The 23,173-nt window shown below is 62.4% G+C and carries 20 protein-coding genes; 11 read left to right on the top strand and 9 right to left on the bottom strand.

The annotated features are described in order from the left end of the window. On the top strand, positions 1 to 426 hold a 426-nt coding region (locus tag VJ604_RS13915; protein ID WP_324083443.1), incomplete at its 5' end, for a glycogen/starch/alpha-glucan phosphorylase. 102 nt (positions 427 to 528) lie between these two features. Here VJ604_RS13915 and VJ604_RS13910 read toward each other — a convergent pair. The 6 genes from VJ604_RS13910 to VJ604_RS13885 all read right to left on the bottom strand — a co-directional run bounded on the left by VJ604_RS13910 (position 529) and on the right by VJ604_RS13885 (position 4,671). After that, positions 529 to 2,139 carry a Ppx/GppA phosphatase family protein gene (locus tag VJ604_RS13910; protein WP_324083441.1) on the bottom strand — a complete coding sequence of 537 codons (1,611 nt, stop codon included), beginning with the start codon at positions 2,137 to 2,139 and terminating at the stop codon, positions 529 to 531. Between the two features lie 8 nt (positions 2,140 to 2,147). Beyond that, the gene (locus VJ604_RS13905) at positions 2,148 to 2,669 is read right to left on the bottom strand and encodes a helix-hairpin-helix domain-containing protein (protein WP_324083439.1); all 522 of its coding nucleotides are present in this window, start codon (positions 2,667 to 2,669) and stop codon (positions 2,148 to 2,150) included. A 63-nt stretch (positions 2,670 to 2,732) separates the two neighbouring features. Then, entirely contained in the window at positions 2,733 to 3,251 is a 519-nt protein-coding gene (locus VJ604_RS13900) for a SixA phosphatase family protein (RefSeq protein ID WP_324083437.1), read from the bottom strand. A 240-nt stretch (positions 3,252 to 3,491) separates the two neighbouring features. Then, on the bottom strand, positions 3,492 to 4,097 hold the full coding sequence (locus VJ604_RS13895; protein ID WP_324083436.1) for a hypothetical protein: 606 nt from the start codon (positions 4,095 to 4,097) through the stop codon (positions 3,492 to 3,494). Positions 4,098 to 4,211: 114 nt separating this feature from the next. Then, positions 4,212 to 4,499: a hypothetical protein gene (locus VJ604_RS13890; RefSeq protein WP_324083434.1), complete on the bottom strand. Its 288-nt coding sequence runs from the start codon at positions 4,497 to 4,499 to the stop codon at positions 4,212 to 4,214. A 16-nt stretch (positions 4,500 to 4,515) separates the two neighbouring features. Continuing rightward, on the bottom strand, positions 4,516 to 4,671 hold the full coding sequence (locus tag VJ604_RS13885; protein ID WP_324083432.1) for a hypothetical protein: 156 nt from the start codon (positions 4,669 to 4,671) through the stop codon (positions 4,516 to 4,518). Between the two features lie 419 nt (positions 4,672 to 5,090). On the opposite strand from VJ604_RS13885, the gene VJ604_RS13880 reads away from it, so the two are divergent. Next, on the top strand, positions 5,091 to 6,434 hold the full coding sequence (locus VJ604_RS13880) for an amidohydrolase (RefSeq protein ID WP_324083430.1): 1,344 nt from the start codon (positions 5,091 to 5,093) through the stop codon (positions 6,432 to 6,434). On the opposite strand, the gene VJ604_RS13875 is transcribed toward VJ604_RS13880, so the two are convergent. Next, positions 6,415 to 8,040, bottom strand: coding sequence for a methyl-accepting chemotaxis protein (locus tag VJ604_RS13875; RefSeq protein ID WP_324083427.1), 1,626 nt, complete (start codon positions 8,038 to 8,040; stop codon positions 6,415 to 6,417). The genes VJ604_RS13880 and VJ604_RS13875 overlap by 20 nt on opposite strands. 290 nt (positions 8,041 to 8,330) lie before the next feature. On the opposite strand from VJ604_RS13875, the gene VJ604_RS13870 reads away from it, so the two are divergent. Both VJ604_RS13870 and VJ604_RS13865 read left to right on the top strand, forming a co-directional pair. Then, positions 8,331 to 9,635: an Nramp family divalent metal transporter gene (locus VJ604_RS13870; RefSeq protein ID WP_324083425.1), complete on the top strand. Its 1,305-nt coding sequence runs from the start codon at positions 8,331 to 8,333 to the stop codon at positions 9,633 to 9,635. A gap of 5 nt (positions 9,636 to 9,640) precedes the next feature. Then, on the top strand, positions 9,641 to 10,546 hold the full coding sequence (locus VJ604_RS13865) for a universal stress protein (protein WP_324083423.1): 906 nt from the start codon (positions 9,641 to 9,643) through the stop codon (positions 10,544 to 10,546). 292 nt (positions 10,547 to 10,838) lie between these two features. On the opposite strand, the gene VJ604_RS13860 is transcribed toward VJ604_RS13865, so the two are convergent. Next, complete coding sequence (locus VJ604_RS13860) at positions 10,839 to 11,816, bottom strand: DUF2950 domain-containing protein (RefSeq protein ID WP_324083421.1); 978 nt, start codon at positions 11,814 to 11,816, stop codon at positions 10,839 to 10,841. Positions 11,817 to 11,881: 65 nt separating this feature from the next. Continuing rightward, the gene (locus VJ604_RS13855; RefSeq protein WP_324083419.1) at positions 11,882 to 13,579 is read right to left on the bottom strand and encodes a DUF3300 domain-containing protein; all 1,698 of its coding nucleotides are present in this window, start codon (positions 13,577 to 13,579) and stop codon (positions 11,882 to 11,884) included. 199 nt (positions 13,580 to 13,778) lie between these two features. Between VJ604_RS13855 and VJ604_RS13850 the strand changes: the two genes are divergently transcribed. The 7 genes from VJ604_RS13850 (at position 13,779) to VJ604_RS13820 (ending at position 23,035) form a co-directional block, all read left to right on the top strand. After that, positions 13,779 to 14,585, top strand: coding sequence for a hypothetical protein (locus VJ604_RS13850; RefSeq protein WP_324083417.1), 807 nt, complete (start codon positions 13,779 to 13,781; stop codon positions 14,583 to 14,585). 233 nt (positions 14,586 to 14,818) lie between these two features. Then, the gene (locus tag VJ604_RS13845; RefSeq protein WP_324083415.1) at positions 14,819 to 15,022 is read left to right on the top strand and encodes a hypothetical protein; all 204 of its coding nucleotides are present in this window, start codon (positions 14,819 to 14,821) and stop codon (positions 15,020 to 15,022) included. A gap of 24 nt (positions 15,023 to 15,046) precedes the next feature. Then, complete coding sequence (gene kdpA, locus VJ604_RS13840; protein WP_324083413.1) at positions 15,047 to 16,831, top strand: potassium-transporting ATPase subunit KdpA; 1,785 nt, start codon at positions 15,047 to 15,049, stop codon at positions 16,829 to 16,831. Between the two features lies 1 nt (position 16,832). Next, positions 16,833 to 18,902: a potassium-transporting ATPase subunit KdpB gene (gene kdpB, locus VJ604_RS13835; RefSeq protein WP_324083411.1), complete on the top strand. Its 2,070-nt coding sequence runs from the start codon at positions 16,833 to 16,835 to the stop codon at positions 18,900 to 18,902. A gap of 104 nt (positions 18,903 to 19,006) precedes the next feature. Continuing rightward, complete coding sequence (kdpC, locus tag VJ604_RS13830) at positions 19,007 to 19,573, top strand: potassium-transporting ATPase subunit KdpC (RefSeq protein WP_324083408.1); 567 nt, start codon at positions 19,007 to 19,009, stop codon at positions 19,571 to 19,573. Between the two features lie 53 nt (positions 19,574 to 19,626). Continuing rightward, positions 19,627 to 22,296, top strand: coding sequence for a DUF4118 domain-containing protein (locus VJ604_RS13825; protein ID WP_324083406.1), 2,670 nt, complete (start codon positions 19,627 to 19,629; stop codon positions 22,294 to 22,296). A gap of 16 nt (positions 22,297 to 22,312) precedes the next feature. Further along, complete coding sequence (locus VJ604_RS13820; protein ID WP_324083404.1) at positions 22,313 to 23,035, top strand: response regulator; 723 nt, start codon at positions 22,313 to 22,315, stop codon at positions 23,033 to 23,035. The last annotated feature ends 138 nt before the right edge of the window (positions 23,036 to 23,173 follow it).

Raw genomic sequence — 23,173 nt, 5'->3', positions numbered from 1 at the left:
GACGGCGCCAACATCGAGATCCGCGAGGAGGTGGGTGACGAGAACTTCTTCGTCTTCGGGCTGACCGCCTCCGAGGTGGAGGAGCTTCGCAGGCACTACGACCCGGCCGCCATCGTCGCCAGCGACCCGGACCTGGCCAGGGTCATGCAACTATTGACCAGCGGCCATTTCAACATGTTCGAGACCCGTATCTTCGATCCCATCATCGGGGCCATCCTGAACCCGAGCGACCCTTGGATGGTGGCTGCCGATTTCCGCAGTTTCGTGAACGCCCAGGAGCGGGTGGCCCGCGCCTATCGGGACCGGGAACACTGGACCCGCATGAGCATCATCAACAGCGCCAGCAGCGGCAAATTCTCCACTGACCGGACCATCACCGAGTACAACAACGAGATATGGCACCTGAAGCAGGTGAAACCGGAGTGAGAGAGGGGCAGGGCGGGCGCCTCCAACTGAGAGGGAACGCCAGCTTGTAAGGCAGACCATATAAAAGGGGACCCCGGCAAAAGCTGGGGCCCCCGTTATTTTTTATTGTGACCGCCTTGCCGCTCCGGAGGGGTGACGGCCCCCTTTTGAGACGGGAGGGCGATCGGCTTCAACCTCCTCGAGGGGAGGCAACGGTGGACTGGCTTCCACCACAACTTTCAGCCCGAAGGCCCCCTCGAAAAGGTCACACTTCGCCTGCGCGCCATGAACCTCTACCGACATGTCGTCGTGCCCGACGGTCCGGATGCGCAGGGTGTTGCTGGAAAGGGTGCATTCCAGCTTCTCCACCACGCTGTTTCGCCGCCGGTCAAGCCCGTCACATAGCCGCAAGATCCCACCCAGCCGCGAGACCAGGGCACGGTCACTGGCCGCCAGCCTCACGAACTCGTCATGCTTCTTCTTGGGAAGCGCCTTTCGATGGTAGCGGGCGATGTTCGCCATCAATTCCCGCTCGCGCGGGGTGAAGCCGAACAGGTCGGCATGCCGGATCAGGTGGTAGGAGTGCTTGTGGTGGCTCGCATAGCTTATGAAATAGCCGACGTCGTGCATGAGGGCGGCGGCTTCCAGCAGACGGGCATCCTTGGCTGTGAAGCGGTATTTCGGTGCCAGCGCTTCGAAGATCTCCAAGGCGAGTTTCCCGACATGCTGGGAGTGCTCGGGCTCGTAGTGGCAGGAGTGGGCGAATTGTTTCACGGAGTCCCGCCAGTTGCGGGGTGCCTTTTCCGCCAAAAGCCCCTGTTTCCGCAACCCCTGCAGGATGATCCCCTCCCGGATCCCCCGTTCGTTGACCTTCAGGACATTCACCTTGAAGAAGTCCATCAATTCGTCGACCACGGTGACGCCCGCCACGATGATGTCGGAGCGGTCCGGGTTGAGCCCTGGTGTCGCGCGGCGCTCCTTGTCCGTCTTCCTCGCCAGCATGGCCAGCAGGTGCACCACCTCCGAGCGGAGCAGTTCGTGCCCCTGCAGCGAATCGTAGCGCTCGCGTCGCGCGGCGCTGATGATCGAGGCGATGGAACTGATGGTGCCGCCGGAGCCGACCAGGCAGTGCATGCCGGTGCGGTCCCCGGTATAGAAGGCTTTCAGGGATTTGCGCACATGTTTGCGCAGCTTCTGGAGTTCTTCCGAACTGACAGGGTCCTCTTTCAGGAAGGTCTCGGTGAGGAACACGGCGCCCAGTTCCAGGGAGATCATTTCCTCCATGTGGGTTCCCAGAGCGGTGATCAATTCCAGGCTGCCGCCGCCGATGTCGAAGATCAGGTAGCGCACCCCTTCCAGGTCGAAGTTGTGGAAGGCGCTCAAGGCTGCCAGTTCACCTTCCTCCTCGCCGCTGATCACCTTCACATCGAGGCCGGTGCGTTCCTTGATGTCCCTGATCAGTTCCGGTCCGTTGGAGGCCTTGCGGACCGCGCTGGTGGCGACCGCTTCGATGGAATCGACCTTGTAGCCGTCGATGATCTTCTTCTGCCTGATCAGCGCATCCATGGCGCGCTGCCAGGCGCCAGGTGCGATCCTGCCGGTCTGGTTCAGGCCTTCGCCCAGCCGCACCAGGGCCTTCTCATCGTCCAGGATTCTGTATTTGCCGTGGGGGAGCGGTTCGATGACGAGACTGCGAATTGAGTTTGTTCCGATATCGATAGCAGCAAGACGCATTGTGTGGGTTACACCGCCTTCAGCACGGCCTTGCGCGCTCTTTTCAGGCTTTTGCGGATCTTCTTGAGGCTTGCCTCTTCCAGCCCGTCTACCCGCTTGCCGGCCTTGGAGAGGGCCTTGGTCGTCCGTTTCACACGCTTTTTCCCGTCGGCTCCCATCTGCTGCAGCGCATCCTCGATGCGGACCAGGTCCGCGGTCATCTTCTTGCCGGTCTTTCCTGCCAGTTTCTCCTGGAAGCGGTCCCGCGCCGACTTGGCCAGGGTCTGGACCTTCTCTCTCACCTCGGCGACCTGTTTCCTGACCTCCTCTTTCCGCTCCTCGCTGCCTGCATGCGGTCCTTCCGCCAGTTGCCGGGCCTGCTCCAGGATGGTGGCGATCGAGCGGGGCGGGAGGCCCCGTACTTTCTGCAACCCTTCTTCCCCGCCGTCGACGATCTTCTGGAAGCTATCGAATCCCGCGTCGTAGATCCTTTTTGCCAGGATTCTGCCGACCCCCTTCAGTTGTTGAAGATCTTCAGCCGAGTGCACCATATCTTTGGTCCCCTTTCAGGATGTGACGTCGCAACGATGTCATTGGCCGCTAACCGGCACCGTTCACTGCTGTTTTCCCTGTAGTTTGTCCTGCGCTTTGCTCTTCGAGGTGATTGTCTTGCCTCCGCCGGTGATCATCCCGACAAAGTCGGCTTGTCCGGGGCCCGTCGTCTGGAAGGAGACGATGGCACCCTTGGTCAGGCTGCAGCTTCCCTCGGAACCTAACAAGGAGCCGACCACCATGCCGACATCCGGCTCATGCCCCACCAGCACCAGTTCCTTGACATGAGGGTAGACGTTGAGGAGCCGGTCCAGTTTCTGTGGCCGGAACCCGGGAGAGAGCAGCTGCTCGACCAGCATGTCGCCCTCGTAGCGGAGCGATTCGGCCAGGATGTCGGCCGTCTGAACCGCTCGCAGCAGGGGGCTGGTGAGGATGAGGTCAGGAGCGGCCCCCGTTTTGCGCAGAGCTTTGGCAGCCTCTCTGAAACGCTTTCTCCCGCGAGGAGTGAGGAACCGGTGCTCTTCAGAGATGTTTTCTGATCGATCTACCGCTTCGGCGTGGCGCACTATGTGGATGATCATGGCAGGTCCTTCAAAGACAGGTATGGTTTCTTACATTTAACCAGACAGTCAAAGGTTTTCAACCTGCCGTCATTTTTTTAACAGACCTGCTGCTGACATAACAGGGACGCAATCAAGAACAGTGAGTACCGATGGTTTTGGTAAAGAGAGTTGCTCCCTCCCCTTGAAGGGGAGCTGAGGAGACTAATTGTATGGAAGTAGGGAGTAGAGAGTAAGTGACAAAGGTTGGATAGGGGGATGTCAGACTTTGCCGATGAGGAGCTTCTCCAGGTTTTCCCTAACGGCGCTGGTGATGGAGTCGGAGGGGCGGGAGCCGCCTACGCCCCTCAGCCAGAAGCGGTCGACGGCGGCGTTCCCCACCGTTTCGATGGTCATCTTGACCGGGAAAAGGCATCTCATGCTGAAGTAGTCGAGCAGGTCGCCCAGGAAGCCGAGGCGGTCCACCCCTTGCACCTCTACGTACAGGCTGCCATCCTGCCCCTTGCACGGTTCGATCGTATAGTTCAGCAGCTCGATTTTGGCGGCGCTGCGGCCTAAGCTCTCCTCGGTTGCCGCCAGCGTCGGGTAGTCGTGGCTCAGAGGGTCCACTGCGAACGGGGCGGCTTTCAGTTCGAAGGTGGAATGCCAGGCCGTGGTGGAGACTTTCTCGGCCTGGGCGCTGACGATGTCGATGCGACGCTTGGCTAGTCCTGCGGTCAAGCGACCGATCCAGCCAGGCGACAGAAAACCTTTCATCACCAGCCGGTAACCGTTAGCACGGCCGTCGATCTTCTTGATCTCGAAGCCGGCATTGCCCAGACCGGCGGCATAATCGTCAGCATCCCTGCGAACTGCTAAATTTTCCATTGGAGCCTCTCCTTTGAGCTTCATATCGTCACTGTGCATTGTGATGGTGTGCGTCGTTGCCTTGCCCATGGTTGGTGAACAGTGTGCGTCCACCGCGTTGGTGTCGCCACCCCATCAGATGATCTCGCTGGCGCTGCCGGTCAGGAAGCGGAAGACTTCGCCGCGGGTATTGACGAAGCGCGGCAGATCCTCGTTGAGGATGTCCTCCAGCAGATGCAGGGTCCAGCCGTCGTCTCTTCCCAATTCGTCCATGGCCGCCTCAAGCATCGGTATGATGTCGAAAAGATCGTCCCGGTTGAAGGGTGCCGGATCGTCCCTTCCGATGAGCTTCTGCTCGTAGCGTGTCTCGAATACCTTCGGATATTTGTACTTCAGATCGGATGGCTTGATACAGAGCCCCATGGCGACCTCCTACCGGTTACCTGCAGCCGCAGCCGGAACTGGTGCAGTTGGTCCTGCAGGAAGGGACCACAGGCTGCGCCGCGCCGGCGTCGTAATCGGCAAGCGATGCCGCCGTCACGAACCATCTCCCGTCCATCCGCTCCCCACGCAGCGCCTTTTGTCTGAGCAGCATGAGCACTTTCATTTCGGTCGTTCCCAGCTTTGTCGCCACTTGGTCAACTGAGATAAACTCGATACCATTCTCTATCACTGTCATAATGGGTCACCTCCTGGCAGGTCTCCTTCCGCCTTCACGGAACGTGCCAGTCTCCGGCAGAGCGAAAATCCTATACCTTTGCGCGTTGCATGCTCAAAGGCCGGCATGAGAGGTGCCTGTTATGCACATTAAATAGCCACCGCTGCATTGCTGTGCAGCACCATCCCCGATGTGAGGTTGATTAGCGGCGCATTCCATAGTAATCTCTGGCTGGAATGAGAGGACGACTGGCAGTGTTGGTACTTGTCGTGCAGCGTCCTGTGTGTTCCCGTCCTCCCGGTGACTGCTCAGACTTTCGTGATTTAACACATCAATCGCTATAGGAATTATCTGCAATGAATGAGAAACCCTCCGACCGACCCGATCAGGATTCGCCTTTAGATGCAATCGCAGGTGAACTCGAGAACGTCATCTACAACCAACTTCCTTCACTGGTGGAGATCTATCAACATCTTCACGCCCATCCCGAGCTCGCCGGTCAGGAGGCCAACACCTCAGCACTTCTGGCTGGGGAGCTGAAGGCTTGCGGGTACCAGGTGGCGGAAGGGATCGGCCGCTATCGAAACGAGAACTGGCCCGGGTACGGGGTGATTGGGGTGCTGCGAAACGGGGAAGGGCCGACCGTGCTGATCAGGGGGGACATGGATGCGCTGCCGGTCGAGGAGAAAACGGGGCTTTCTTACGCCAGCAAGGCGCGGGGGATCAATCGCCAGGGTGCCGAGGTCGCCGTCATGCACGCCTGTGGGCATGATGTGCACGTGGCCTCCCTGATAGGCGCCGCCCGGGTCTTGGCAGGCATGAAGGATAGCTGGCGGGGGACCGTGGTGGTGGTGGGCCAGCCGGCTGAGGAGGGCACCGGCGGTGCGGTGGCCATGCTGGAGGACGGGGCGTATCGGCATTGTCCCCGGCCCGATTACGCGCTCGCCCTGCATACCACCTTGCAGCTTCCGGCCGGAACGGTGGGGTACGTCCCCGGCGATTTCATGTCGAGCCTCACCGAGGTGGAGGTCGTGGTGCGTGGCGTGGGTTCTCACGGCTCCGCGCCCGAACTGGGCAAGGATCCCATCGTGATGGCTGCCCACTTGGTGCTCGCCCTGCAGACGGTGGTCAGCCGGGAGAAGGAAGCTTTCCAGCCCGCGGTACTGACGGTGGGGACCATTCACGGAGGCTCCGCCAGCAACGTGATCCCCGAAGAGGTGCAGTTGATGCTGAGCATCCGGACCTACGATGACGAGCTCAGGGACCGCATCCTCGTCTCGGTGGAGCGGATGGCCAAAGGGCTGGCCTTTGCAGCCGGTCTTCCCGATCACAAGGCTCCCTCTGTGAGGGTGACCAACTTCCAGCCGCCCAACTACAACGACCCCGCTTTGACCGAGCGGATCGCCGCAGCCATGAAGCGGACCATGGGGGAGGAGAGGGTGGTCCGGAACAAGCCGGTCATGGTGAGCGAGGATTTCGGCGCCTGGGGACTGGGGGGCGAAATCCCCACCTGCATGTTCTGGCTGGGGGGCGCCGATCCTCTCCTCTTCGAACGGAAAAAGGCGGCTGGCGAAAAGATGCCCTCGCTGCACTCCCCCCACTTCGCGCCGGTTCCGGAGCCGACCCTCGCCGGCGGCGTGAAGGCGCTGGTCTCGGCGGTAGTTGAACTGCTTGGGACCCCTATGCCGCCGACAGTTTGAACCGGCGGACGTTTCGCTCCAGCTCCTCGGCCAGGGTGGTGAGCTTGCTCGCTGCCTGATCGGTTTGCTGCGCACCTTGGGCGGACTGTTGCACGATGCTGGTGATCCGCTGCATGTTGTCGCTGATCTCACTGGTGGTCGCCGTCTGCTCCTCCACCGCACTGGCGATCTGGTTGGCCTGCTGGGTCACCTCGCCGATCTGCTTGAGGATTGCCTCCAGTGCCACGCCGGACTTGGCAACTTCGGCGGTTCCCTTTTCGACCTCGCTGACCCCTTCATCCATGGCGCCCACCGCAGCCCTGGTCTCCGCCTGGATGGACTTGATCATCTCCCCGATCTCCCTGGTGGCCTTGGTGGTCCTTTCCGCCAGAGCCCGCACCTCGTCGGCCACCACGGCAAAGCCGCGCCCCTGCTCGCCGGCCCGGGCCGCCTCGATGGCGGCGTTGAGCGCCAGCAGGTTGGTCTGGTCAGCGATATCCTCGATGGTGCCGATGATCTCCCCGATCTGCTCCGATTTGCCCCCCAGTTTGTCGACCGTTTCGGCCGCCGATTTGACCCGCTCCGCGATGGTCCCCATCACCGTGATGCTGGCCTTCACCACCCGGGCACCTTCCAGTGCCGTGAGGTTGGCCTCTTCGGCGTTCTGGGCGGTGAGGTGGCAGCTATGGGCGATCTCGCCGGACGTGGCCGCCATCTCTTCACCGGCGGTAGCGACCGTGTGCGATTGAGCGACTACCTCATCCGCTCCGGCCACCATCTCCTGCGAGGTGAAGTGCAATTGGCCGGCTGCCGAGTTGACCTCTCGGGAAGCACTGGTCAGGGCGCCGATGGTCGCCTGCATCCGGGCCACCATGTTGTGCATGGCCCACATGAGGAGTGAAATCTCGTCGCTCCCCTCGCGTTTGATCTGCACGGTGAGGTCACCCTCGGAGATGCGGTCTGCCACCACCTTCAGCGCGTGAATGGGACGGGTGATAGCGGCCGAGAAAAGAGCCGCGATGGCGATGTTCGCCAGCAGGGCCGCCGCTCCGATCACCATCAGGATCAGTTTGGAGGTGGCTGCGCTGCCGGCAGCTTCCTCTGCACGGGCGGTGGCGAGCTTGTGGTAGTAGGCGTCCAGCTCTTTTCCGGCATCACGGACCCGGTCGAGGGTGATCTTCCCCTCATCCTTGTAGATCGCCATGAACCCGGGCCGATCCCCTTTCATGCCTGCTTCCACAAGCCTCTGGTTGGTCACCTTGCCGGTCGCCAGCGCCTCTTTCAGTCTGGCCAGCAGGTTTTTTCCTTCTTCAGTCGTCGTTTTCTTCGTGATATCATCCAGCTTTCCCTTGTAGGACTTCCTCAGTGCGCCGATCTCATCCAGGTATTTCTGCCGCTGTCCCGGGTCATCGGTGAGGGGGATTGCCTTGATGTCATCGGAGATGCTGGCGGCGTAGGTAAGTATGGCCGCCGCGTTGTTGCGGGTGTTGTTCACCCCCCGCAGCGCGTCCAGATCGGCTGAGTTGCAGGAGAGGGCAATGATCCCTGTCAGGGCGCAGGCGATGAGCAGCAGCGATCCGATCCCGAATCCTATCAACAGCTTGGTACTGATCTTGATATTCGTCATGTTTCATTCCTTGCGAGGCGAAAGTGTTTGGGGAGTGAAGGCGAAGAGGATGGGGCCTGTATCGGAAATTAAGGCTGGAAGTTTAGCGAATTAATGAAGTCGGCAGCCCCCTTGCCGGAATTGGAAAGGTCCGGGGGGCGGGGTGGGGCAGGAGGGGTGATCAGGTGGGCGCACCTACCAGTCAGCATCCGGGAACTCCAATGATTTCAATTATGTGATAGAATCGAACTGACCATTAATGTGAGACCCAGAGGCTGCCTTGGCGGCACTACCGGAAACAGGACACCCACATGCACGAACCCAGAACCGGCAGCCAGCGATCAGCCACCGACGCCAAGACGGTGGAGAATGCGCTTAACATACTGAGCAAGAAAAAGAGCCGGAACCTCATCTCCCGCCTGCTTCCCTTCATGGGCCCCGCTTTCATCGCCAGCGTCGCCTACGTCGATCCCGGCAATTTCGCCACCAACATCCAGGGGGGCGCCCAGTTCGGCTACCTGCTCATCTGGGTGATCGTGGCCAGCAATCTGATGGCCATGCTGATCCAGGCGCTCTCCGCCAAGCTCGGCCTGGTCACCGGCATGAACCTGGCCGAACACTGCCGCGAGCACTTTCCCAAGCCGGTGGTTTACCTCTTGTGGGCGCTCATGGAGGTGGTGGCGATGTCCACCGACCTGGCGGAATTCCTGGGTGCCGCGCTCGGCTTCCAGCTCCTTTTGGGGATTCCGCTCCTGGTGGGGGCGGTACTTACCGGTATCGCCACCATGCTCATCCTGGGCATGGAACGCTACGGGTTCCGTCCACTGGAGGCGGTGATCTCCTCGATGGTGGCGATGATCGCGCTCTGCTACGTGGCGGAAACGGTCATCGTGATGCCGGATTGGCGGCTGGTGGTTACCAGCACCATCATGCCGCGCTTCGCCGGCTCTGAGAGCGTCTTTCTCGCCTGCGGCATCCTGGGGGCCACCGTAATGCCCCATGCCATCTTCCTGCACTCCGCCCTCATGCAGGGGCGCATCGTGGTGCGGGATAAGGAGCGGCTTAAGAGCCTGTACCGCTTCGAACTGGCTGACGTGGTGGTGGCCATGGGGGTGGCGAGCTGCGTGAACGCGGCCATGTTGATCATGGCCGCCGCCACCTTCTACAGTACCGGACACACCTCCGTCGCCTCCATTGAAGAGGCCTACCGCACCCTGGAGCCCCTTTTGGGCTCGGCGGCCCGCTGGATCTTCGGGCTCTCCCTGCTTGTTTCGGGGCTTTCCTCCTCAACGGTTGGGACCGGGGCGGGCCAGGTCATCATGCAGGGCTTTTTGGAGCGGCACATCCCTATCTGGATCCGGCGCCTGATAACCATGGTCCCCTCGCTGGTGGTGATCGGTTTCGGGCTCGACCCCACCAAGACCCTCGTGTTGAGCCAGGTCGTCCTGAGCTTCGGGCTTCCCTTCGCGGTCATCCCGCTGGTCATCTTCACCAGCCGTAAGGAGATCATGGGTGACCTGGTCAACCGGCGGCCGACCACCGCCGCGGCGTCCATCATCGCAGCAATCATCGTGCTGCTTAACGTGTATCTGATCTACAAGACAGTAAGCGGGTGATCACCATGTTGAAACACATCCTGGTACCGATCGACGGTTCGTTGATGGCAGAGGCCGCCCTGCCGGTGGCTGCTCTGCTGGCGGAAAAGCTCAAGGCGCGGGTAACCCTGATCCACGTGGTGGAGCGTGATGCCCCGGACGAGGTACATGGGCAGCCCCACCTCAAGCGCCCCCAGGACGCCGAGGACTACCTGCGCGAGGTCGCCAAGCGCTCCTTCTCGAAGCAGGTCGAGGTGGAGTGCCACGTCCATACCAACGAGGTCGATGACGTCGCTGCCAGCATCGTCGACCACGCCAACGAGCTTTCTCTCGATCTGGTGGTGATGTGTTCGCACGGCCGCGGAGCCGCACTGCATCTGTTCCTGGGGTCAATCGCCCAGAAGGTGATCGCCCGGGGGACGACCCCGGTGCTGATCACCCACCCCGACGCGGAGGGAAAGCCGCCCGCCTTTGCCTGTCGGCACATCCTGGTGCCGCTCGACGACGACCCGGAACACGCCGAGTCGCTGCCGGTCTCCAGGGAAATCGCCAAGGCCTGCGGCTCTACGCTGCACCTGGCCTTCGTGATCCCCGATCTGGGAACCCTCTCGGGGGAGACTGCGCTGGCGAGCAGGATGCTCCCGGGTACCACCAAGCGGGCGCTGGAGCTTACCACCCAGGACGCGGAACGGTATTTCAGGGAACTCGAGGAGGGGCTGCTGCGGGAAGGATTCCAGGCGAGCGCGCATGTGCTGCGGGGGGACCCCGCCAAGGTCATCGTGGAGGCCGCCCAGTTGCCGGAGATCGACCTGGTCATCCTGGGAACCCACGGCCGGACCGGGATGGACGCCTTCTGGTCGGGGAGTGTCGCGCACCGCATCTGCAGCCAGTCGCGCGTCCCGCTGTTGCTGGTGCCGGTGGGAAAAGGTTAGGCCGTGAGGAGAGAGTCTCGTTGCTTGGGAGGTATTTCCCTCGCCCTTCGGGCCTGTCCGCCGAAGCCTTTGGGCGAAGGAGGGAGAGGGCGCCCGAAGGGCGGGTGAGGGAAGCCTTGAAAACTGCGACTTATCCTTACCGTCGTTCGGTTCTGAGAGATCTGAAGCCGTTCGTGCTGAGCCTGTCGAGGCATGAACGACACAACTTTTCCCGGCTACTACCAGCCGTATGGGTTTCACAAACCTTCGACAAGCTCAGGGCGAACGGCTTTTTCCTTTCTTTTCGATGCTTCTACTCCCCCTTCATCGGCGGCACCAGTTTCCAGGTCTGGTCGGGATTGTATGCTTTCATCTTCCGCGCGATCTCGGCGGTCTTCGGCCCCAGGTTCTTCTCATACACCCTCCCGCTCTGGTTCACGATGAAGGTCATCACCCCGGAGACACCCCAGCGGCTCGGATAGGCGATGAAGGCGTGGCCGGCCACCATGTTGCCGTTGATGACGTAACTGTATTTGCCGCCCGGCGCGCTTTTCTCCTGCTTTTTCAGGATCTTGAAGTAGTAGCCGTGGAACGGTCGCCTGCCGTGCTCACCAGCCTTGCGCGGTCCCATGTATCCTTCTTCCTTGGCCTTGGCCACCAGCGGTCCCAGCGGGCTTTCAGGCGCTCCTGCCGCGGTCGGCCAGTAGAGGCCGTCCTTCTTGCCCGGCCTGCTGATCATGTGTTGGGCGTATTTGGGTAACTGATCCCCTTCAGCCACCATCATGTCGTAGTACTCATGTTGCGCCTGCACATAGGTACGGCAGACGTTGATGGCGAAGATCTCGTTGCGGCCGATGCGCCGGTTCACAATTTCCTCCCGCCCGGCAGCCGTGTCGAAGATCCAGCGATCCCCCTTCTTCACAAGAGGTATAGGGAACGGCCACTTGCGCGCACCAATGTTCAGGGTGACCCGGTTGTCCCCCTGCTTCACCAGATCCACCCCTTCCTTGACATGGCCCGAGAAGTGTTCGAATTCCGTGGCCTCCTCCACCGGGTCTCCCGGCTTCAGATCCTCCGCGATCGGTCCGAACATGGCGGCCAGTTTTTGGTGGTCTTCGGCCTGGACGGCGTCTACCAGCGCCTGGCGTGCCTCTTCCGGGGTAGCGAAGGTCAGCTGCGGCGGCCGCGCTTTGGCTGCCAGCGACGCTCCTGACAGGGCCGCTACCAGCAAGCATGCCAGGGTGACCAGGAATCCGACTCTGCGGTAGATGGTCTTCGATGTCGATCTCATGGGTTGCTGTTCCTTATTCATTGGTGTCGCTCGTTTCGGCGATGGCAAACTCAAGCTTCACCCCCTCACCGATGCTGCTGCATCGCGGGGGGCGCCGGCGCTACCGGACGTGCAGCAGGGGGAGCCGGACGCGCAGCAGGGGGAGCAGCGGGCGCAGGCCGGGGAGCAGGGGCAGCCCGTGGGGCTACCGGTGCCGGTCTCGGCGCAGCAGCCGGTGCAGCGGCAGGCGCTGGGCGTGGCGCAGTGAAGGTCGGTTTGGGAGCCGCTGCGGGTGGCTGGTTCATGATCTGGCGACTCGACTGACCGCGTTCGCGGTAGGTCGAGGCATCCTTACTTGACCCGTAGCCACCGAACCCTGACTGCGAAGCAGGTTGGGTGCTCTGCACGTCACGTCCGCGGTAGACGTCACCGATGGAGGGGGCTTGGCCGCGGGAGGTGCCCGGCGAGCGCATGACCGGCGCATGTGGGACGGGGAGGGCGGTCTGCCCACGGGTTGCCGCAGCCGGAGACGGGGCAGGAGCAGGCGTTGCCGCCGGAGCGTGCGTGGCTGATGGAGCCGTCGGACGGCGATCAGACGGCGGCGGTGCAGAGGTGGCCGGGGCCGTCGGGTGACGATCAGACGGGGCCGGACGACCTGAGGCAGCCGGGGCTGTTGGATGACGTTCAGATGACGTCGGTTGGCCTGAAACAGGAGGTGCGGCGGTGTGCCCCCCTGAAGGTGCCGGACGTCCTCCGGGTACCGTCACGGTTGTTGAGGTCGGCCTCCCTGCTCCTTCCGTTGTACGCGGAACTCCCGCCTGCGGGGCGGCGGGACGAGTGCCCTCTGCTGGACGTGCCCCTTCAGGTTGGCGACCTCGTGAGTGCTCCGGACCGCGCTCCGCACCAGGACGGGGAGGCCTGTTCACCGGGCGTCCCTCCCGGTGCCGGTAGGCGTCGTTGCGGAGCTGCTGGCGGAATTCCCTGGTGTCGTGCCTGACCACATTCCGGTTCACATGGATGGTGGCCGCGTTCTGGTTGATGTAGACGCTGCGCCGGTAGTTGATGTGCGGCCGTGAGCGAGCGATCCAGCCCTTGCCGTGCCAGCCGTGGTAGTAGACCCGGTGGCGGTGCCAGTCGCAGTCGCGGTCCAGCCAGGCGCCAATCACAAATCCGGCAGTGAAGGTGATGAAGGGGTAGGCCGGGTTGTAGGGCTCCACGTAGACCAGGGTGGGGTCGTAGACCGGAACGTACACGTACTGCGGTGAGGCCGGCACGATGCTGATGTAGCCGTTGTCATTGAGGACCTGCCACTGGGCAGTCGAGTACAGGTTTCCTTGCGCCAGCGCGTCGGAGCGCAGCCGCTGGATGGCATCCATCAGGTCCTGGGGCTGTTCTATGTAGGCCTGTCCTAGGGAGACGGTCCAGTCGTACCTCTCGTCCATCATGGTCAGCACGTCCGGATAGTGGGCAATGGCCTTCACGCTCACGTCCCAGGGCATGTTGTCCACGTTGACGTTCGACCCGTACTGCCTGAGGTAACGGGCGGCCTGGTCGATCTGGTCGACAAAGGTAGCAGCGGGGAGGAGTTGGGCGATCAGCGGGTCAGGATAGAGCGCAATCGGGGCGACCAGGTCCTCCAACTCCTCCGGGGACAAAAGCGCCGAATCCGGGGGCTGGTCGGGATAGTTCTGGTAATATTCCGCGCCGTACTGCGCCGATGCGTGATGCCCGAATCCAAACAGCAGTACCAGTAGAACCGGTAGGGCAAAGATAAGCTTTTTCATCGAGGATCTCCATGCAGGCATGGCTGCGTTTATGCCCCTAGTCTAACAGAACGGCTCCTCATAGGCAAAGAGAGTTGTTAATGATCTTTCTCATATCGATCAGAGAGTACTTTGACAGGCAGAGCCGGTTGCTTGACGGATACTACCCCCGTGTTATTGTTTGTGACTGATGCGATGGATACTTCATGTGGAGGGGCTTATGAAAGTTGCCGGTGTTACCATTACAGTGATCTTCTGTATCATGCTTTCCGCTGTGACTGCGATGGCGACGCCGTCCAACATTATCTGGATTCCCTCCACCGATGTGCAACCTTTCATGGTGGGCCACCTGGACTTCGACAACTATGTGCGGGGAGCAAGCAACTCCGAAAACGGAAGAGACCCCAACATCATAGACGTCGGCTTCCGGCTGGGTGTGCTTCCCTACGAGAAGGCGCAGCTGGAGGTGGGATTCGACCTGCTGCTCATGGGGCAGGACCCCAACGACCAGCACCCCTGGAGCGGCAACATCAAGCTCGCCACCCCGGAACAATCCATATGCGACTGGTCTCCGGCCCTGGCGGTAGGACTCTACAACGCCCGGGCTACCGCGGACATCGAGCCCAAGGACGCGCCCCGCGTTTACTCCGGGCAGAACATCGTCTACGGTCTGATCTCCAAGAAGCTGTCGGCCCTCGGTTCGCTCCCCGACCTGGGGCGTTTTTCCGCCGGCTATTACGTCGGCGCCCGGCGTGCCCTGGTCAACAGTAACAACCCGCTAACGGCAAAAAAGGAAAACAGCGGCCTGCTCCTCTCCTGGGACCGCACCATCAAAGAGATCTCCGACAAGCTCTGGTTCGCTGTCGATTACATGGGCGGCGACAACGTCGACGGCTCCGTCAACATAGGCTTCGCCTGGAGGTTCAACAAGTACGTCGCCTTGACCATTGGTTACGATATCTGGAACAGGAAGTCGGTCGCCGGGGAGAACACCTTCACCGGCCAGGTCAATCTCGACTTCCCGTAACGGCCCGCTTTATCAAAACTCGCCGCCGCTTTTGAGCGCCCCATCCTTCCTCCGCATGTCCCCTCTCCCCCCGGGAGAGGGTTAGGGTGAGGGAAGCCCCGAATCACTCCTTACCCCATCACTGATCTTTATGCATTCTTAACGCCTTCCGGCCTCCTTTTTACACCCTCTTTAGGCCGCAGCGGATAAGGTGATACTCAAGGAAGCACCACCAAAGCCTTGGGAGAATCACTGTGAAAATCTATCTCTTCTGCCCCGAAACCGGCCTGTACCAGGGTGAGGACTTCGCCGACGACATCTTGATAAAAAATGAAGGTCAGGGAGTGCCGCATGGTGCCACCACCATTGCTCCCCCCGCTTATCGGTCCGGCGAGGTGGCGGTCTTCAGAATCTCGGAGAAACGCTGGGAAATCAGGGCCGTCCCCCTCAAAAACTAGCGGTACCCGATCGGAGAGCACAACATGAGCAGCTATGAATGGATGGAAACCATCCTGTTTTTCGTGGTCCTTCTGGCCGTCGTCAAGCCGTTTGGCAGCTACCTGTCCAAGGTTTACCAAGGCGAGCGGACACTGCTCGCTCCCGTTTTAGCCCCGTGCGAGAACCTCGTCTATAAGTTGTGCGGGGTCGAGAAGGACGCCGAGATGGAGTGGAAGCGCTACGCATGGTCCATGTTCCTCTTTAACATCATCTGCGCGGTTTCCCTGTTCATCATCCTGCTGCTGCAGGGAGTATTGCCGCTCAACCCGCAGAAGTTCCCAGCTTTTTCCTGGCATCTCGCGCTGAACACGGCGATCAGCTTCACCACCAATACCAACTGGCAGAACTACGCCGGTGAATCGGCCGCAAGTTACTTCACCCAGATGTTCGGTTTCGCCGTCCATAACTTCGTGTCGGCTGCTACCGGCATGGCGGTCGCCATCGCGCTCATCCGGGGCCTGGTGAGGCGAAGGACCTCGATGATCGGCAATTTCTGGGTGGACCTGACCCGCTCCGTCTTCTACGTGCTGCTGCCGCTCTCCTTCATCTTCGCCATCTTCCTGGTCTCCCAAGGGGTGATACAGAACTTCAGCAGCTATAAGACGGTCCCCCTCGTTCAGTCGATAACCTACGACAAGCCGAAAATGGACGCCCAGGGCAACGCCATCAAGGACGCCAAGGGGAACGCGGTAACCGAGAGGGTAACCGCCAAGGACGTGACCATCCCGATGGGTCCCGTCGCTTCACAGGAAGCCATCAAGGAACTGGGTACCAACGGCGGCGGCTTCTTCAACGCCAACTCCGCCCATCCCTACGAAAACCCGACCCCGCTCTCCAATATGGTGGAGGTCTTCCTGATCCTGCTGATCGGCGGCAGCCTGACCTACACCTTCGGCCTCATGGCGGGGAATCCACGCCAGGGGTGGGCCATCCTGGCGGTCATGCTGAGCATCCTTTTCATTGCCATCGCCGTCTTGTACTGGTCCGAATCGGCCGGTAATCCGCTGGTCGCCAAACTGGGCGTGCACGGCATCAACATGGAAGGAAAGGAAGCCCGCTTCGGCCTCGCTGGCACCACGCTCTTCACCACCGCCACTACCGGCACCTCCTGCGGCGCGGTGGTCGCCATGCACGACTCGCTGACCCCGTTGGGGGGCATGATCCCGCTTGCCCTGATCCTCCTCTCCGAGGTGGTCATCGGCGGCGTGGGCACCGGTCTCTACACCATGCTCGCCTTCGTGATCATCGCCGTTTTCATCGCCGGCTTGATGATCGGGCGAACCCCCGAGTTCCTCGGCAAGAAGGTCGAGGTGCGGGAGATGTGGATGTCTATCATCACGGTTCTCACGGCGGGGATCCTGATCCTCATCTTCTCGGGGATCGCCATGCTGACCCCCTCGGCGGTCGCCTCCATGAACAACCCCGGCGCCCACGGGCTCTCCGAGGTGCTGTACGCCTTCTCCTCCATGTCCAACAACAACGGCAGCGCCTTCGCAGGCCTGAACGGCAACACGGTCTTCTACAACGTCACCGGCGCCCTCGCCATGTTCGTCGGCCGCTTCGCCCCCATCATCGCCTCGCTGGCCATGGCGGGCTCCCTGGCAGAGAAGAAGTACGTGCCGCCCAGCCTGGGGACCCTTCCCACCGACAAGGTGCCGTTCGGGCTCTGGCTCGCCCTGGTGATCCTGATCGTGGGGGCGCTGACCTTCTTCCCGGCGCTTTCGCTCGGGCCGATCGTGGAACACCTGACCATGCTGGGAGGTAAGTAAGATGTCGAAACACGCACCCGAACCGATATCCATGTTCGATGCGCGGATCATGAAGCCCGCGCTGCTCGAATCGTTCAAAAAGCTGGCCCCCAGGGGGCTGTGGCGCAACCCGGTCATGTTCTGCGTGGAGATCGCCAGCATCATCACCCTGATCACCTTCGCCATGTCGCTTACCGGCGCCAACAAGGAGCCGGCCTGGTTCACCGGGCTGGTCTCCATCTGGCTCTGGCTGACCGTCATCTTCTCCACCTTCGCCGAGGCGCTCGCCGAAGGGCGCGGCAAGGCGCGCGCGGCCTCGCTTAGGAAGAGCAGGACCGAGGTGAAGGCGAAACGCCTGAAAAAACCGGAGTTCGACAGCTCCTACGAGGTGGTTCCCGCCGAGACGCTGCGTAAGGACGACTACATCCTGGTGGAGGCCCACGACATGATCGCCGGTGACGGCGACGTGATAGCCGGCGCTGCCCTGGTCAACGAGGCCGCGGTCACCGGCGAATCTGCTCCGGTGGTGCGCGAGTCGGGCGGCGACCGGAGTGCGGTCACCGGCGGCACCGAGGTGATCGCCAACTCCATCATCGTGAGGATCACCGCCAACCCGGGCGAGACCTTCCTGGACCGGATGATCTCGCTCATCGAGGGGGCCAAACGCAGAAAAACCCCCAACGAGATCGCCCTCGAGGTGCTCTTGATCGCGCTCACCGTGGTCTTCCTGCTGGTCTGCGCCAACATCAGCCCGCTCTCCGTCTACTCCGTGAAGGCGGCGGGGCAGGGGAGCCCGGTTTCCCTCACCGTGCTGGTCGCGCTCTTCGTCTGCCTGGCCCCCACCACCATCGCGGCGCTGTTACCCGCCATCGGCATCGCCGGCATGGACCGGCTCTTCCAGAAGAACGTGATCGCCCTCTCGGGCCGGGCCATCGAGGCGGCCGGCGACGTGAACGTGCTTCTGCTCGACAAGACCGGCACCATCACCCTTGGTAACCGCGAGGCGGTGGAGTTCGTGCCGGTGGGAGGCCATACCGAGCTGGAGGTGGCCGAGGTCGCCCTGATCGCTTCGCTGACCGACGAGACGCCGGAAGGTAGGAGCGTGGTGGTGCTCGCCAAGAAGAAGTACGGGCTGAAACTGGATGCGCTGCCGGAGCATGCCGAAACCATCGCCTTCTCGGCCGAGACCAGGCTCTCGGGCGTCGACACCGGCGGCAAGCGTTACCGGAAGGGCGCCTCCGACTCCTCGGTCGCCTTCGTAAAGGGAGCGGGTGCGGCCACCATCCCGGCGAACCTGACCGAGGTGGTCGACAGGATCGCGCGCGCCGGCGCCACCCCGCTGGTGGTTTCCTGCGACGCCGAGATCTACGGTGTCATCAACCTGAAGGACATCATCAAGGGTGGCATCCAGGAGCGCTTCCAGCAGTTGAGGAGCATGGGGATCAAGACGGTGATGATCACCGGCGACAACCCGCTGACCGCCGCCGCCATCGCCGCCGAGGCGCAGGTGGACGACTTCCTGGCCCAGGCGAAGCCGGAGGACAAACTCCGCCTGATCAAGGACAACCAGGAGGCGGGCTTCATGGTCGCCATGACCGGCGACGGCACCAACGACGCTCCGGCGCTGGCGCAAGCTGACGTGGCGGTCGCCATGAACACCGGCACCCAGCCGGCCCGCGAGGCCGCGAACATCATCGACCTGGACTCCAACCCGACCAAGCTTTTGGACATCGTGGAGGTCGGCAAGCAGATCCTGATGACCCGCGGCAACCTGACCACCTTCAGCATCTCCAACGACGTGGCCAAGTACTTCGCCATCATCCCGGCCATGATGCTCTCCATCTACCCGCAGTTGAACGTGTTGAACGTCATGCACCTGGCGACGCCGCTCTCAGCCATCCTCTCGGCAGTCATCTTCAACGCGGTGATCATCCCGATGCTGGTGCCCCTGGCGCTCAAAGGGACCAAGTTCCGCCCGATGCCCGCCGAGAAGCTCTTGATCCACAACCTGCTCATCTACGGGGTAGGGGGGATGATCGCGCCGTTCATCGGCATCAAGGCCATCGACATGGTGGTGGCGCTCTTTGCCTGAGCCTGATTGCTGCGGTGCAGGGGTAAATCGATGCACCGGTATGTCGGTAAGTACAAAAAGACTGGAGTCAGGGGATTCCTGCACAATTGTGAAAGGATAGAGAAATGAGCGAGATGCGACCGGCAATAATGATGTTCCTACTGTTCACCGTCATCTGCGGTGGTGTGTATCCCTCACTGGTGACCGGTGTGGCGAACGGGATCTTTCCCAAGGAGGCTCAGGGGAGTCTCCTCACCGACAAAAGTAATCGAGTCGTTGGATCTTCCCTGATCGGCCAGCCCTTCTCCGATGCCAAGTACTTCTGGCCGCGTCCCTCCTCGGCCACCGACTTCGCCTACAACCCGATGGGGTCGGCAGGTTCCAACTCCGGGCCCACCAATCCCGATTACCTGAAGGGGGTGGCCGACAAGGTGAGGGCGCTGCGTGACTCCGGGGTTACCGGCAGCATTCCCGCCGATCTGGTCCAGGGGTCCGCCAGCGGCCTGGATCCTGATATCTCGGTGGCAGCCGCCGCCGTGCAGATCGCGCGAGTCGCCAAGGCGCGCGGCATGGCCCCCGACCAGGTGCAGAAACTGGTCGACGAGCACACCACGCCGCGGCAGTTCGGCTTCCTGGGCGACCCGCGGGTGAACGTGCTGGAACTGAACCTGACGCTGGACTCCGTGAAGTAGTCGGACGGGAGGAGGAGTGTCTGACGTAGTGGATGAATAAAAGGCCTCAAAGCATGCGAAACGACGAAGATCACCGACCATCACCGGAAACCCTCCTGCGGGTGGCCCAGGCCGAAGAAGCCGAAAACGAACGGGGAAAACTGAAGATCTTCCTCGGCTACGCCCCGGGCGTCGGCAAGACCTACGCCATGCTGGAAGCCGCGCGTCTTCGGCAGGGGGAAGGGCGGGACGTGGTGGCGGGGTACGTGGAGTCGCATGGGCGCGCCGAGACCGACCTGCTGCTGGAAGGGATCGAGACCGTCCCGAAACTGCAGGTCGACTACCAGGGGGTGATCCTCCCTGAGATGGACATCGACGCGGTGCTCGCCCGCCGTCCGCAGATCGCCCTGGTCGACGAACTTGCCCACAGCAACGCCCCCGGCTGCCGACACGAGAAGCGCTGGCAGGACGTGGAGGAGTTGATCTACGCCGGCATCGACGTCTACACCACGGTCAACATCCAGCACTTCGAGAGCCTGAACGATGTGGTGGCGCAGATCACCGGGGTGATCGTGCGCGAGACGGTCCCGGACCGGCTCCTGGACCTGGCAGTCGAGCTCCGGCTGGTGGACATCCCGCCCGAAGATCTCCTGCAGCGGCTGCGCGAGGGGAAGGTCTACATCCCGGAGAAGGCAGCGCTCGCCTCGGAGAAGTTCTTCAAGCCCGGCAACCTGATGGCCCTTCGGGAGTTGTCGCTACGCCGCGCAGCCTCGCGTGTCGACGACCAGATGCGGGCCTACATGGAGTCCCGCTCCATAGCCGGGCCCTGGCCGGTGGCCGAGAAGCTCCTGGTCTGTATTAGCGGCAGCCCGTACAGCGAGAAGCTGATCCGCACCACCAGGCGGCTCGCCGACGAGACCAAGGCGCCCTGGCACACGCTCTACATCGAAACGCCGGGGCTCAGCAAGCATGCGCGTGAGAACCGGGAGCGGGTCTGGCGCGACCTGCGGCTGGCGGAAAGCCTTGGCGCGCAGGTCGGCACCCTGACCTCCGCGTTCGTGGCCCAGGCGCTGATCGACTTCGCCATCCAGAACAACGTGACCAAGATCGTGGTCGGCAAGCCGGCCAAGCCCCGCTGGCGCGAATTCCTGCGCCAGCCGCTGGTGGATGAGATCATACGGCTCTCCGGCACCATCGATGTCTACGTGGTCAGCATCAGTCCTGAGAAGGAGAGGGCGAAAACGCCGGCCGCCCAGCAGTACAAGAAGCCCTTCCATTGGTCCGGCTATATGAAGGCGGTGGGGCTGGTGGTAGCTACCACCCTGCTCTGCACCCCGGTCCAACCCTACCTGGCGCCGACCAACCTGGTCATGATCTACCTGCTGGCGGTGGTGCTGGCCGCCATCAAGCTGGGGCGACGTCCTTCGGTGCTGACCGCTTTCCTGAGCGTGCTGGCTTTCGACTTCTTCTTCGTGCCGCCCCGCTTCACCTTCGCGGTTACCGATACCGAGTATTTCATCACCTTTGCCGGTCTCTTCACGGTCGGGGTGGTGATCAGCACCCTGGTATCCCGCTCACGCGAACGTGCCGAGTCCATCCGGGAGCGCGAAGAGCAGACCGCCAGCCTCTACTACCTGAGCCGCGACCTGGCCGCCGCGTCCGATTTGGAACAGATCCTGGGCGCGCTGATCCGCAATATCGAGGACAGCCTGGGGGCCGGGGTGGCGGTGCTGATGCCGGAGGGAGAGCGCCTGGAAGTACGTGCCTCAGGAGGAGCTGTCGCCCTCGAGGCCAAGGAACATGCGGTGGCGGACTGGGCTTACCGGAACCACCAGCCTGCCGGGCGCGGCACCGATACCCTGGTTTCGGCCGGCCTGTTGTACCTGCCGCTGCAGACCTCGGGGGAGGTGCTGGGAGTGCTGGGGGTGAAACTCAAGGCGGATGCCGACTACGGCTCTCCGCTGCACAGGCGGCTCCTGCAGGCCTTCGCCACCCAGGTCGCCTTTGCGATCGAGCGGGCCCTGCTGGTCAAGCAGGCCGAGCAGGCCCAGATCCTCCAGGCGCGCGAGACGCTGGAGCGGGCTCTCTTGAACTCCATCTCTCACGACCTGCGTACCCCGCTGGTTTCCATCACCGGCGCCCTTGGAGCCTTGCGGGACAAGGGGAGCGTTCTTGAGGAGTCCGCACGTTCGGACCTGCTGGACGCGGCGTGGGAGGAGGCGGCACGACTGAACCGCTTCGTGGCGAACCTGCTCGACATGACCAGGCTGGAGTCCGGCGCCCTGAAGCTTAAGCCGGTCCCCTCCGACCTGCTGGATCTGGTCGGCTGCGCCATGGCGGCGCTCGAGCCGCAACTGGCCAAACGGAAGGTGGAGGTCCGGATTCAGCCGGGCCTTCCGCTGGTCAGCATGGACATGGTGCTGATGACCCAGGTGCTGGTAAACCTGCTCGACAACGCCCTGAAGTATTCGCCGCGTGACAAGATCATCGAGATCGAGGCTGGCGTGCTCGACGGCGCTGCCACCCTGGCGGTTTTGGACCGGGGACCGGGGGTGCCGGGAGGAGACCTCGACCGCATCTTCGACAAGTTCTACCGGGTGCCGGTCCCTGAAGGCGCCGGCGGTACCGGGCTCGGGTTGTCCATCTGTAGGGGAATCGTTGAGGCGCACGACGGCGGCATAACGGCGGAAAACCGGGAGGGGGGTGGTCTGAAGGTGATGGTGACGCTTCCCGCCGGGAGCTGACCAGAGGGGAGGGTGCGTGGCAATCCAGGAGAAATTAGAGGCCAACGACGCGGGAGGAGCCAAGCCGCGCCTGCTGATCGTGGATGACGAGGTGGCGGTGCTGCGCTTTCTGAGAGCGGCGCTGGATACCGGCGAGTTCACCATCTTCGAGGCGGAGACCGGGCACACCGCCCTGGCCGCCGCTGCCGCGGTGCGCCCGGACCTGATCCTCCAGGACCTGGGGCTTCCCGACATGGATGGGGTGGAGGTGATCAAGCGGGTCCGCGAATGGTCGCAGGTCCCCATCATCGTCCTTTCGGTGCGGGAGAGCGAGGACGACAAGGTGGGCGCCCTCGACGCCGGTGCCGACGACTACCTGATCAAGCCCTTCAGCGTCGGGGAGCTGCAGGCGCGTATCCGGGTCTCGCTGAGAAGGAGCCTGCAGGAGGCGCCCGAGCCGGTCTACCGTAGCGGAGACCTGGAGGTGGCTCTCCCCCTGCGCAAAGTGACCGTCGATGGGGTGGAGGTCCAGCTCACCCCCACCGAGTACGAGCTCCTGCGCCTGCTGGTGACCCATGCCGGCAAGGTCATGACCCATACCCATATCCTCAGGCAGATCTGGGGTGCCGCCTATGCCGACCAGCAGAACCTGCTCCGGGTCAACATCTCCAACCTCAGGCAGAAGATCGAGAAGGATCCCTCCCGGCCGCGCCACATCGTCACCGAGCTGGGCGTCGGGTACCGCTTGAAGGGGGAGTGAGCTGCCGATAGAGGATCTCCCTCACTTACTCCGGCACCTTCAAGCGCTCCCTCCCCCCGCGGGGGAGGGTCGGGGTGACGGAAGCCTCGCACTTTGTGGATAGTTCCCTCACCCCAGCCCTCTCCCGGAGGGAGAGGG

This window comes from Geomonas sp., assembly GCF_035254065.1.
In the GTDB taxonomy this organism is placed as follows: Bacteria; Desulfobacterota; Desulfuromonadia; order Geobacterales; family Geobacteraceae; genus Geomonas.
This window is presented reverse-complemented; position numbering and strand designations above follow the sequence as displayed.

What these genes read in the sequence shown, in the direction of transcription:
- VJ604_RS13910 (WP_324083441.1), bottom strand. Translation starts at nt 2,139, where the DNA reads ATGCGTCTTGCTGCTATCGATATCGGAACAAACTCAATTCGCAGTCTC.
- VJ604_RS13905 (WP_324083439.1), bottom strand. Translation starts at nt 2,669, where the DNA reads ATGGTGCACTCGGCTGAAGATCTTCAACAACTGAAGGGGGTCGGCAGA.
- VJ604_RS13900 (WP_324083437.1), bottom strand. Translation starts at nt 3,251, where the DNA reads ATGATCATCCACATAGTGCGCCACGCCGAAGCGGTAGATCGATCAGAA.
- VJ604_RS13895 (WP_324083436.1), bottom strand. Translation starts at nt 4,097, where the DNA reads ATGGAAAATTTAGCAGTTCGCAGGGATGCTGACGATTATGCCGCCGGT.
- VJ604_RS13890 (WP_324083434.1), bottom strand. Translation starts at nt 4,499, where the DNA reads ATGGGGCTCTGTATCAAGCCATCCGATCTGAAGTACAAATATCCGAAG.
- VJ604_RS13885 (WP_324083432.1), bottom strand. Translation starts at nt 4,671, where the DNA reads ATGCTGCTCAGACAAAAGGCGCTGCGTGGGGAGCGGATGGACGGGAGA.
- VJ604_RS13880 (WP_324083430.1), top strand. Translation starts at nt 5,091, where the DNA reads ATGAATGAGAAACCCTCCGACCGACCCGATCAGGATTCGCCTTTAGAT.
- VJ604_RS13875 (WP_324083427.1), bottom strand. Translation starts at nt 8,040, where the DNA reads ATGACGAATATCAAGATCAGTACCAAGCTGTTGATAGGATTCGGGATC.
- VJ604_RS13870 (WP_324083425.1), top strand. Translation starts at nt 8,331, where the DNA reads ATGCACGAACCCAGAACCGGCAGCCAGCGATCAGCCACCGACGCCAAG.
- VJ604_RS13865 (WP_324083423.1), top strand. Translation starts at nt 9,641, where the DNA reads ATGTTGAAACACATCCTGGTACCGATCGACGGTTCGTTGATGGCAGAG.
- VJ604_RS13860 (WP_324083421.1), bottom strand. Translation starts at nt 11,816, where the DNA reads ATGAGATCGACATCGAAGACCATCTACCGCAGAGTCGGATTCCTGGTC.
- VJ604_RS13855 (WP_324083419.1), bottom strand. Translation starts at nt 13,579, where the DNA reads ATGAAAAAGCTTATCTTTGCCCTACCGGTTCTACTGGTACTGCTGTTT.
- VJ604_RS13850 (WP_324083417.1), top strand. Translation starts at nt 13,779, where the DNA reads ATGAAAGTTGCCGGTGTTACCATTACAGTGATCTTCTGTATCATGCTT.
- kdpA (WP_324083413.1), top strand. Translation starts at nt 15,047, where the DNA reads ATGAGCAGCTATGAATGGATGGAAACCATCCTGTTTTTCGTGGTCCTT.
- kdpB (WP_324083411.1), top strand. Translation starts at nt 16,833, where the DNA reads ATGTCGAAACACGCACCCGAACCGATATCCATGTTCGATGCGCGGATC.
- kdpC (WP_324083408.1), top strand. Translation starts at nt 19,007, where the DNA reads ATGAGCGAGATGCGACCGGCAATAATGATGTTCCTACTGTTCACCGTC.
- VJ604_RS13825 (WP_324083406.1), top strand. Translation starts at nt 19,627, where the DNA reads ATGCGAAACGACGAAGATCACCGACCATCACCGGAAACCCTCCTGCGG.